Here is a 6000-nt window from a genome sequence, read left to right as displayed (position 1 = left end):
TCCAGATCCCGATCCCAGCTACGACTTTTCCGACGAAGCCGAGTTCTACTTCAGGTACCTGACGTGGGGCCTGCGGGGTGTCGTCGACGGTAACGGCTACCCGCCACAGGCGTACCCGCCCGTTTAGGCGATCACCACGGCGGCGCTAGAGCGCCTTGAGTTCCTCGGCGACCGCGGTCACCGATTTCTTCGCGTCGCCAAACAGCATCGTGGTGCCCTCGCCGTAGAACAGCGGGTTGTCGATACCGGCGAATCCGGAGTTCATCGACCGCTTGAGCACGATCACCGACTTGGCCTTGTCCACGTTGAGGATCGGCATGCCGTAGATCGGGCTGGAGGCATCATTGCGGGCCGCCGGGTTGGTGACGTCGTTGGCGCCGATGACGATCGCGACGTCGGTGCGGGCGAACTCGTCGTTGATGTCGTCCATGTCTTTCATCGCGTCGTAGTCGACTTCAGCCTCGGCCAGCAGCACGTTCATGTGCCCGGGCATCCGGCCGGCCACCGGGTGGATCGCGTACTTGACCGGCACACCCTTGTCTTCGAGCAGGTTGGCCATGTCCTTGACGGCGTGCTGGGCCTGCGCGACGGCCAGGCCGTAGCCGGGGACCACGATCACCTGGTTGGCGTAGGCCATCTGGATCGCGGCATCGGCGGCGGAGGTGGACCTGACGTGCTTATCGCCGCCGCCGTCGCTGCTGGGGGCCACGCCACCGCCGCCGAAACCGCCGGCGACGATCGCCGGGATGGAGCGGTTCATCGCCTTGGCCATCAGGTTGGTCAGGATCGAGCCCGACGCGCCGACGATCATGCCCGCGACGATCATCGCGGTGTTGTTCAACGCCAAACCCGCGGCCGCGGCCGACAGCCCGGTCATCGCGTTGAGCAGCGAGATCACCACGGGCATGTCGGCGCCGCCGATCGGCAACACCACCATCAGGCCCAGCGCACCCGCGGCGGCAAGCAGACCGATCATCCACCACAGCGACACCCCGCCGCTGCCCGGACGTGCGCCCAGACCAATGACGACAGCGGCGGCGACGGCCGCGCCCAGCAGCAGCAGGTTGATCAGCTGCTGAGCCTTGCCGAACCCGATCGGCGACCCGGAGATGATCTCCTGCAGCTTGCCGAACGCGATGATCGATCCCCAGAACGAGATCGACCCGATGATCGCGGCGAACAAGGACGCAACCACGATGTGCACGGTCGGCGACTCGCTGTGCTCGAAGGCTGAAAAGCCTTTCGTTTCAATGAATTCCGCAAGCGCAATCAGCGCGACCGTACCGCCACCGACGCCGTTGAAGAATGCCACCAGCTGCGGCATGGCGGTCATCTTGGTGTAGCGCGCCGGCGGGACGCCGAGCACGACGCCCACCACCAGGGCGGCGATGATCAGTACCCACTGGTCGGTGTGCCGGATCTTGATCAGTGTCGCCGTCACCGCGAGCGCCATTCCCACCGCGGCGATCAAGTTTCCGCGCACTGCGGTCTTGGGCCCGGTCAGGCCCATCAAGCCGTAAATGAACAGCGCGAACGAGATGACATAGAGGCCGATCACCAAGTAGTTCATTTGGCGGCCTCTTCGCTCTTGGCCGGCAGGGCCTTCTTCTTGCCCTTGAACATGCCCAGCATCCGGTCGGTGACGATGAAGCCGCCGACGACGTTCAGCGTGCCGAACACCACCGCGACAAACAGGATGATCTGCACCGCGAGCGATGGATGCTCAACCTCGCCGAACACCACCAGGGCGCCGACCACGACGATGCCGTGGATGGCGTTGGTCCCCGACATCAGCGGGGTGTGCAGTGTGTTGGGCACTTTCGAGATCACCGCAAACCCGACGAACCCGGACAGCACCAGGATCGCCAGGTTGGACAGCAGTTCGTCATACATCCCGTGCATCTATGCTTCCTCTCCTGCTTGGGCCATCAGCGCCGCTCCTCCGCATCGCTTCGCTCTGCATCGTCGCCGGCGCGCCGGGTCACGCAGGCCTCCGCAACGACTTCGTCGTCGAAGTCGGGGGCTAGCTTGCCGTCGGTGATCAGCAGCTCCAGCAGCGCCGTGATGTTCTTGCTGTAGAGCTCGCTGGCATGCTCGGGCATCGTCGCGGGCAGGTTCAACGGCGAGGCGATGGTGACGTCGTGCTTGACGACGGTGCGCCCAGGTTCGGTCAGCTCGCAGTTGCCGCCGGTCTCTCCGGCCAGGTCCACCACCACGCTGCCGGGCTTCATCGCCTCCACCGCCGCGGCCGTCACCAGACGCGGCGCAGGCCGTCCCGGGACCAGTGCGGTGGTGATCACCACGTCGAATCCGCTGATCGCGTCTTCCAGCGCCTTCTGTTGCTGCGCCTTTTCGTCTTCGGTCAGCTCGCGCGCGTAGCCGCCCTCACCGGCCGCCTCGATTCCGACATCGAGCCACTGCGCCCCGACCGAGCGCACCTGGTCGGCCACCTCGGGGCGCACATCGTAGCCGGTAGTGCGGGCGCCCAGTCGTTTGGCCGTCGCCAGCGCCTGCAGCCCGGCCACGCCGACACCCAGCACCAGCACCGTGGCGGGCTTCACCGTGCCCGCCGCGGTGGTAAGCATCGGGAAGAACCGAGTCGACTCCGAGGCCGCCAACAGCACAGCCTTATATCCGGCGACGTTGGCCTGCGACGACAATGCGTCCATCACCTGCGCCCGGGAAATTCGCGGGATGGCCTCCAGTGCGAAGGCCTGCACGCCGGCCTGGGTCAGGGCGCCGATCGAATTGTCGGCGTCGCGGGGCGCGAGGAATCCGATCAACGTCTGCCCGCTGCGCAGCCGGGAAACCTCCTCGGCGGTCGGCGGCGCGACCTTGACAACGATGTCAGCCGCCCAGGCATCACCGATCGTGGCGCCGGCCTCCGTGTAGAGCTCGTCGGGAAGCAGCGCCCCCTCGCCCGCGCCCGACTCCACCACGACCGCGATACCGCTTTTCACCAGCGGCCCGACCGCCTTGGGCACCAGTGCGACCCGTCGCTCGTCGGTCCCGGACTCGGCGACCACCCCGACCGTCGTCTGCGTATCTGTCATGACGCGTATATCTACTTTCTTGTACTCCCTACCCCGCTAGATCGGCCCCAACCCTAACCCGACCGCCCGGCTCTCCCCCGCGAGCGGGGGGACCCCCACCTCCCGCCAGCTTCCGCGGCGCGCATCGTCGCCGGGCGTCCCGATGGCCTGGCTCTCCCGTCGGCCCGCTACCACAGGGTGAAATCTTGGCCGTACTCCGACTCCGGACGCGGCCCAAAGTAGCGGCGCTGCGATTCGTCGATCGGCACGTCGTTGATGCTGGCTTCGCGGCGGGCGGTCAGCCCGGCGCCCGAGAACTCCCACAACTCATTGCCGTAGCTGCGCCACCACTGTCCGGCAGCGTCACGGCATTCATATTGGAACCGGACGGCGATGCGATTGTCGTGGAAACTCCAGAGGCCCTTGCGCAGCACATAGTCGTGCTCGCGCTGCCATTTCCGGGTCAGGAGAGCCACGATCGCGTCCCGGCCGACGACGTGTTCGTCGCGGTTACGCCACTCCGAGTCGACGGTATAGCCCAGGCTGACGCGCTCGGGATCGCGGGTGTTCCACAGGTCCTCGGCGGCCTGCACTTTCTGGATCGCTGTCTCGAGGGTGAACGGCGGAAGCGGAGGACGTGTCTCGGTCATGAGATCTATCGTCCTCCGCTGCCTCCCGCATTCCCGGGCCAGCCGCGGTGTCCTATCGTTTCGAGCATGGACTTCGCGATGTCGGCCAAAGCCAGCGACTACCACAAACGACTGTCCGAATTCATCACCGACTACGTCTTTCCGGCCGAGGCCGAATATGACCGCTATAGGCATGAGGCCGGCCCGAACGACCACACCGTTCCGCCGATCATCGAGGAGCTGAAAACCAAGGCCAAAGCGGCCGGCCTGTGGAACCTGTTCCTGCCGGCCGAGTCGGGCCTGTCCAACCTGGACTATGCCTCGCTGGCCGAACTGACCGGATGGAGTCTGGAGATCGCACCCGAGGCGACCAACTGCGCGGCACCGGACACCGGCAACATGGAAACCCTGCACCTGTTCGCCACCGAGGAGCAACGCAAGCAGTGGCTAGAGCCGTTGCTGGACGGCGAGATCCGCAGCGGCTTTTCGATGACCGAGCCGGCGGTCGCCAGCAGCGACGCCCGCAACATCGAAACCTCGATCGTGCGCGACGGCGGCGACTACGTGATCAACGGCCGCAAATGGTGGACTTCGGGCGCGGCGGATCCCCGCTGCAAGATCCTGATCGTGATGGGCCGCACCAACCCTGAGGCGGCAAGCCACCAGCAGCAGTCGATGGTCCTGGTGCCGATAGATACACCGGGCGTGACTGTGGTCCGCTCAACATCGGTCTTCGGTTACCAAGACCAGCCCGGGCACTGCGAAATCGTCTACGACAACGTCCGGGTACCGGTCACCAACCTGCTCGGCGAAGAAGGCGCCGGCTTCGCGATCGCCCAGGCCCGGCTCGGGCCGGGCCGCATCCACCACTGCATGCGCGCACTCGGCGGAGCCGAACGTGCGCTGGCCCTGCTGGTGCACCGGGCCAATACCCGGGTGGCGTTCGGCCGTCCACTGGCCGATCAAGGTCTCGTACAGCAGGCAATTGCCAAGTCACGCAATGAGATTGACCAGGCCCGGCTGTTGTGCGAGAAGGCGGCCTGGACCATCGACCAATACGGCAACAGGGCCGCGCATCTACTGGTGTCGCAGATCAAGGCGGTGGCTCCGCAGGTGGCCTGCGACGTCATCGACCGCGCCATCCAGGTGCACGGGGCCGCCGGCGTCAGCGAGGATACGGCGCTGGCCCGGCTTTACGCCTGGCATCGCGCGATGCGCATCTTCGACGGGCCCGACGAGGTACATATGCGCTCCATCGCGCGCGCTGAGATCGGCCGCGAGCAAAGCGCTTTCGCCGCGGCGGTCACCTGAAATGGCGAAAGGTGTGCGGGATCTACAGGGGGCCTGGAACTTTCGCGATGTTGCGGATAGCACCGGTACGCTACGGCCGGGGCGGCTGTTTCGTTCCGGTGAGCTGAGCGATCTCGGCGACGACGGCCGCGACGAGTTACGCCGATTGCGCATCAGCGATGTCGCCGACTTGCGCTCACGCCGCGAGGTGGAGCGCCACGGGCCGGGCCTGGTGCCGGACGGCGTGCGGATTCATCAGCTGCCCATCCCCGATCTCGGCCCCGACGAACTCAACCCGGACGGGGACGCGCCGCACGAGCATGCATTCAGGCGGCTCCTGGAAGATAAGGCCAACGACGAACCGGTCAGCGAGGCGTCCACTCGCTTCATGATCGACGAGTACAGCAGGTTTCCCACGTACAACGGAGCCCAGCAAGCACTGCACCGCGTCGTCAGCTTGCTGGCCGACGGCGGCACGGTGCTCACCCACTGTTTTGCCGGCAAGGACCGCACCGGGTTCGTGGTGGCGCTGGTGCTGGAAGCCGCGGGCGTCGAGCGCGACGCGATCCTGGCGGATTTCCTGGGTAGCAACCAGGCTGTTCCTCAGCTGCGGGCCCGGATTCTGGACGCGGTCCGGGAGCGATCCGACGTCGAAGTGACCCCGGAGCTGATGGCGTTCACCGAGGCGCGGCTGTCCGATGAAGTCCTAGGTGTCCGCGAGCAATACCTGGACACCGCACGGCGGACCATCGACGACAGCTTCGGCTCACTCGATGGATACCTGCGCAGCGCGGACATCACCGAGGCCGACGTGGCCCGGCTGCGCAGCGCCGTGCTGGGCTGAATTCAGCGCTGCTCAAGCGTCCCGGTGCCCGGCGCACCGACCTCCGGCGGGCCTCATTCCGACGCCGCGACAACCTATGGGCGCCGACAGCAGGGACTGAATTTATGTGAAGGAAAACCTGTGGATTTCTTAGACGCTGAGCGCCAGGAGGAGTAAACATATGTTGAATACCTGCGCCGCTGGGGCAGTCTCTTGCCCTGACGAC

At 66.0% G+C, this 6000-nt stretch carries 7 protein-coding genes; 3 read left to right on the top strand and 4 right to left on the bottom strand.

Going from position 1 to position 6000, the window contains the following annotated elements; all coding sequences use genetic code 11:
* A partial coding sequence (locus ACLQI9_RS24350; RefSeq protein ID WP_442383015.1) for a hypothetical protein occupies positions 1-127 on the top strand: 127 nt, incomplete at its 5' end.
* 18 nt (positions 128-145) lie between these two features.
* Here ACLQI9_RS24350 and ACLQI9_RS24345 read toward each other — a convergent pair.
* The 4 genes from ACLQI9_RS24345 to ACLQI9_RS24330 all read right to left on the bottom strand — a co-directional run bounded on the left by ACLQI9_RS24345 (position 146) and on the right by ACLQI9_RS24330 (position 3682).
* Positions 146-1570 (bottom strand): NAD(P)(+) transhydrogenase (Re/Si-specific) subunit beta, encoded by a 1425-nt coding sequence (locus tag ACLQI9_RS24345; protein WP_442383000.1) that lies wholly within the window; start codon positions 1568-1570, stop codon positions 146-148.
* Positions 1567-1893, bottom strand: coding sequence for an NAD(P) transhydrogenase subunit alpha (locus tag ACLQI9_RS24340; RefSeq protein ID WP_424764302.1), 327 nt, complete (start codon positions 1891-1893; stop codon positions 1567-1569). Before ACLQI9_RS24340 ends, ACLQI9_RS24345 begins: the two co-directional genes overlap by 4 nt.
* A gap of 35 nt (positions 1894-1928) precedes the next feature.
* Positions 1929-3053 (bottom strand): Re/Si-specific NAD(P)(+) transhydrogenase subunit alpha, encoded by a 1125-nt coding sequence (locus tag ACLQI9_RS24335; RefSeq protein ID WP_442382998.1) that lies wholly within the window; start codon positions 3051-3053, stop codon positions 1929-1931.
* Positions 3054-3220: 167 nt separating this feature from the next.
* The gene (locus ACLQI9_RS24330; RefSeq protein WP_442382996.1) at positions 3221-3682 is read right to left on the bottom strand and encodes a DUF1348 family protein; all 462 of its coding nucleotides are present in this window, start codon (positions 3680-3682) and stop codon (positions 3221-3223) included.
* Between the two features lie 78 nt (positions 3683-3760).
* Here ACLQI9_RS24330 and ACLQI9_RS24325 point away from each other — a divergent pair, with 78 nt between their 5' ends.
* Both ACLQI9_RS24325 and ACLQI9_RS24320 read left to right on the top strand, forming a co-directional pair.
* Complete coding sequence (locus ACLQI9_RS24325) at positions 3761-4972, top strand: acyl-CoA dehydrogenase family protein (protein WP_442383013.1); 1212 nt, start codon at positions 3761-3763, stop codon at positions 4970-4972.
* 1 nt (position 4973) lies between these two features.
* Complete coding sequence (locus tag ACLQI9_RS24320) at positions 4974-5795, top strand: tyrosine-protein phosphatase (RefSeq protein WP_442382994.1); 822 nt, start codon at positions 4974-4976, stop codon at positions 5793-5795.
* Positions 5796-6000 lie beyond the last annotated feature (205 nt).

It is taken from the genome of Mycobacterium sp. (genome assembly GCF_052143115.1).
Classification (GTDB): Bacteria; Actinomycetota; Actinomycetes; order Mycobacteriales; family Mycobacteriaceae; genus Mycobacterium.
The sequence above is the reverse complement of the archived record's forward strand: the minus strand, read 5'-3'. Positions and strand labels throughout refer to the sequence as shown.